The 4517-nt window shown below is 70.3% G+C and carries 1 protein-coding gene; it reads right to left on the minus strand.

The features are described from left to right. The coding region (locus AB0J58_RS44190; RefSeq protein WP_364227653.1) for a type I polyketide synthase at positions 1-4517 on the minus strand (4517 nt) is incomplete at both ends.

A 4517-nucleotide genomic window follows, 5' to 3' on the forward strand; every position in this document is an offset into this window, starting at 1 on the left:
ACCCCCAACGACTCCCACACCGCCGCCAGCGACACCATCACCGCGAACGAGGTCGGCTGCACCACATCCACCCGATCCAGCGAAGGCGCACCCTCGGTCTGCCGGACCACATCCAGCAACGACCACTCCACGAACGGCTCCAACGCCGCCGCACATTCGGCCATCCGCCCGGCGAACACCCCCGACTCCTCCAGCAAAGCAGCACCCATCCCCACCCACTGCGCCCCCTGACCCGGGAACACCCACACCGACTTCCCATCCACATCGGCCACACCTTGAATCACACCCGCCGTGGGCTCACCGGAAGCCACCGCCGCCAGCCCCGCCAGCAAGCCCTTGCGATCCTCGCCCACCACCACCGCACGGTGCTCGAACACTGACCGCGACACCACCAGCGACGACCCCACATCCACCGGGTCAAGCTCACCGGCCGCCCGCACGTGCGCCAGCAATCGCCCGGCCTGCGCCCGCAGCGCCTCCTCGGTCTTGCCCGACACCACCCACGGCACCACACCCGCGGCCGGAGCCCGGTCCTCGCCACGCGACTCCGTTTCAGAAGCCTCCGGCCCCTGCTCAAGGATCAGGTGTGCGTTGGTACCGCTGATCCCGAACGACGACACACCCGCCCGGCGCGGACGACCGGTCTCCGGCCACTCCGTCGACTCGGTCAGCAACTCCACCGCGCCCGAGGCCCAGTCCACATGCGACGACGGCTCATCCACGTGCAACGTCCGAGGCAGCACCCCGTGCCGCAGAGCCATGACCATCTTGATCACACCCGCCACACCGGCCGCCGCCTGCGTGTGACCCAGGTTCGACTTGATCGACCCCAGCAGCAGCGGACGGTCCTCGTCCCGATCCTGACCATAGGTGGCCAGCAGGGCCTGGGCCTCGATCGGGTCGCCCAGCGTCGTTCCCGTACCGTGCGCCTCGACCGCGTCCACCTCGGACGCCGAGAGCCCGGCCCCGGCCAGTGCCTGGCGGATCACCCGCTGCTGCGACGGACCGTTCGGCGCCGTCAACCCATTGGACGCACCGTCCTGGTTCACCGCCGACCCGCGCACCACCGCGAGCACCTGGTGACCGTTGCGGCGGGCGTCCGACAGGCGCTCCAGCACCAGCATGCCCACCCCCTCGGAGTAGTTGGTGCCGTCCGCCGCGTCAGCGAAGGACTTGCACCGGCCATCGCCTGCCAGCCCACCCTGGGCGCTGAAGCCGATGAACACCGCCGGGGTGGCCATCACGGTCACACCACCCGCAAGCGCCAGGTCGCAGTCACCCGAGCGCAGCGCCTGCGCCGCCATGTGCATCGCCACCAGCGACGACGAACACGCGGTGTCCACCGTCACCGCCGGACCCTCCAGACCCAGCGCGTACGAAATCCGGCCGGTCGCGACGCTGCCCGCAGTGCCGGTGCTGATGAAGCCCATCGCCTCCGGCGGGAGTTCGGCGCTCATCCCGTAGTCGTGATACATCACACCGGCGAACACGCCGGTGCGGCTGCCGCGCAACGAGGTCGGGTCCACGCCCGTCCGCTCGATCGCCTCCCATGACGTCTCCAGCAGCAGGCGCTGCTGCGGGTCCATCGCCAGTGCCTCACGCGGCGAGATCCCGAAGAACCCAGGATCGAACTGCGTGGCGCTCTCCAGGAAGCCACCCTCGCGCACATAGTCCAAGCTGTACGACGCCCCCAGATCCCAACCCCGCGTGGTCGGAAACTCGGAGATCCCGTCCCCGCCCTCGGCCACCAGCCGCCACAGATCCTCCGGAGAGGCGACCTCACCCGGGAAACGGCACGCCATGCCCACGATCACGACCGGATCGTTCGTTACCGGCACCACCATCGCGGGAACCGTCACATCGGCGTCCTCGCCGAACAGTTCGGCCAGCAGGAAGTCCGCCAGCACGGCCGGCGTCGGGTAGTCGAACACCATCGTCGCCGGCAACCGCAGCCCGGTCGCGGCGTTCAGCCGGTTGCGCAACTCGACCGCGGTGAGGGAGTCGAAGCCCAGCTCGCGGAACTCCCGCCGCACCTCCACCGTGTCGGACGAGGCATGGCCCAACACCATGGCCGCCTCGACGCGCACCAGATTCACCAGAACCTCGGCGCGCTCGACCGCCCCCAGCGGAGCCAACCGCTGCAGCAACGTCGCGGCCACCACCGAGCCCGACGCCGATCGCCGACCGCTCCGCACCAGACCCCGCAACAACGCCGGCACCTCGCCGTAAGTGCGCATTGACGGAAGGTTCAGCCGAACCGGAACCAGCACCGCGTGCTTCAGCGCGACAGCGGCCTCGAACAGCGCGAGGCCCTGCTCCACCGACAGCGGCGGCATGCCCGTACGGGTGATCCGCTGCATATCGATATCGCCCAGCGTTCCGGTCAATCCGGTGTCCTGGGTCCAGGGCCCCCAGGCCAGTGACAGCGCGGGCAGTCCCTCGGCCCGGCGCACCTGCGCCAAGGCGTCCAAGAACGTGTTCGCGGCCGCGTAGTTGCCCTGTCCAGCGGAGCCCATGACGCCCGACAGGGACGAGTACGTGATGAACGCCGCCAGATCCAGTTCCCGGGTCAGCTCGTGCAGATGCCAGACGGCGTTGACCTTGGGCCGCAGCACCGTCTCCAGCCGCTCCGGCGTCAACGACGGAATCGTGCCGTCGGCCAGCACACCGGCGGTGTGGATCACCGCGGTCAGCGGGTGCCCGGCATCGATCCCGGACAGCAGAGCCGCCACCTGATCCCGATCCGCCATGTCACAGGCGGCGACCGTGACCTCGACACCATGCGCGATCAACTCCGCCCGCAACTCCAGCGCACCCGGAGCGTCCAGACCCCTGCGGCTGGTCAGCAGCAGATGCCGCACCCCACGCTCGGCCACCACATGCCGGGCCAGACTGCCCCCCAGACCACCGGTCCCACCAGTGATCAACACCGTCCCGTCCGGATCCCACGACCGTCCGGCCTCCTCCACAGGCGCCACCCGGGCCAGGCGAGGCACCCGAATCCCGTCCTCACGCACCGCCACCTGCGGCTCACCCGAGGCCAGCACCCCGGCCGGCACCGACGACGACAACTCACCATCACCATCGACATCGACCAGCACGAACCGGCCCGGATTTTCCCACTGCGCCGACCGCACCAGACCCCACACCGCCGCACCCGCCAGATCCGCGACCACATCACCTTCCCGCGCCTCGACCGCACTCCGGGTCACGAACACCAGACGCGAAGCCTCGAACCGCTCATCGGCCAACCAGCGCTGCAGCAGGCCCAGGACCTGTGCCACCACCGCGTGCGTCGACTCCACCACGTCCTCGGCATCGGCCGATCCCACAGCGACCATGACCACATCCGGCACCGGATCCAGCAGGGCCAGGTCCGAGAGGGCTTCCCCGGTGAGTTCGGCCACGTCCAGTTCGGTGTCGGATGCCGGCGTCTCAATAGAGGGCGTCCACTCCAGCCCGAACAACGCGTCCCGCTCCACTCCCGGGGTGCTACCGGCGGCGGCGAGCTGGTCGGTTGAGACCGGGCGCAGCACCAGCGACCGCGCCGACACCACCGGCTCCCCGGCGAAGTCCATCGCGCTCAGCGATACCGCGTCCTCGCCCACCTTGGCCAGTCGCACCCTCAGCAGCGTCGCCCCACTCGCGTGCAGGCGCACCTCATCCCAGGAGAACGGCAACCGCGTACCCGCTGCGGCATCCAGCCCGGCGAAGCTCACCGCGTGCAACGCCGCGTCCAGCAGCGCCGGATGCACCCCGAACGAACCCGCGTCCGATTGCGCCTGCTCCGGCAGCGCGACCTCGGCGAACACCGCGCCATCGGCACCCAGCCAGGCCGCCCGCAATCCCTGGAACACCGGGCCATAGGCGAGCAAACCTTCGGCCAGCTGGTCATAGAGGCCGTCCAGCGCGATCGCGGTCGCGCCGGTCGGGGGCCACGTCGCCGTGTCGAACGGCACGACGGCCCGGCTGCCCGTGGCGAGCGTGCCGGTGGCATGCCGTACCCACGGCACCTCCTCGGCCGCGTCCGCCGAACGGGCGTAGATGCTCACGCTCCGCCGGCCGGTCTCCTCCGGCGCGCCCACCGCGATCTGGACCACGACCGCGTCATCCTCGCCCAGCACCAGCGGAGCGTCCAGGATCAACTCCTCGACCACCTCGCAGCCGACCTGGTCACCCGCCCGGATCGCCAGCTCCACGAACCCGGTACCCGGGAAGAACACCATCCCGGCCACCACGTGATCGGCCAGCCACGGATGCGACGACAGCGACAACCGCCCGGTCAGCAGCACCCCGTCCGAGTCGGCCAGGCCCACCGCCGCACCCAGCAGCGGATGACCCGTCGCGGCCAACCCCAGCACCCGAGCATCACCGCTCTGCTTGGCGTTCGGCCAGAACCGCTGATGCTGGAAGGCGTAGGTGGGCAGGTCGACCCGCCGCCCGCCGGTCAGCATCTGCTGCCAGTCCACCTTCGCCCCACGGACGAACAGCTCGGCCGCCGAGACCAGCACCCGCTC

The sequence above is a fragment of the Streptosporangium sp. NPDC049644 genome, assembly GCF_040675205.1.
GTDB classification, from domain to species: Bacteria; Actinomycetota; Actinomycetes; order Streptosporangiales; family Streptosporangiaceae; genus Streptosporangium; species Streptosporangium fukuiense.